Raw genomic sequence first — 537 nt, 5'->3', positions numbered from 1 at the left:
CCTCTGACTGCCAAGGCATCCACCGTATGCGCTTCTTCACTTGACCATATAACCCCAAGCAATCTGGTTATACTGTGAAGACGACATTCGCCGAAAATTCGAATTTCTCAACTAAGAGAACTCACAAATTTTACCTTAGCCTGATCCGYTACCAGTGAAAGTAACGTTCAGTCTATCTTTCTATCACATACCCAAATTTTTAAAGAACGAACTAGTCAAAGACTAGAAATCAAYATTCACACTGGAATATTCATTTCTAAACTCTAACGAAACAGACCACCTTGAAAGCTGGCCTCTCGTCTTCTTCAATGAATCAAGCAATTCGTGTGGGAACTTATGGAGCAGCTGAGTCGTCGATTAAGGAGGTGATCCAGCCGCAGGTTCCCCTACGGCTACCTTGTTACGACTTCACCCCAGTCATGAATCACACCGTGGTAACCGTCCTCCCGAAGGTTAGACTAGCTACTTCTGGTGCAACCCACTCCCATGGTGTGACGGGCGGTGTGTACAAGGCCCGGGAAGTACAAGGCCCGGGAA

At 46.5% G+C, this 537-nt stretch carries 1 rRNA gene; it reads right to left on the bottom strand.

The annotated features are described in order from the left end of the window. Positions 1 to 358: 358 nt before the first annotated feature. A 16S ribosomal RNA gene (locus AC1DU9_RS29885) occupies positions 359 to 537 on the bottom strand; the annotation flags it as partial.

The sequence above is a fragment of the Pseudomonas sp. P4_C1 genome (assembly GCF_056402155.1).
This window is presented reverse-complemented; position numbering and strand designations above follow the sequence as displayed.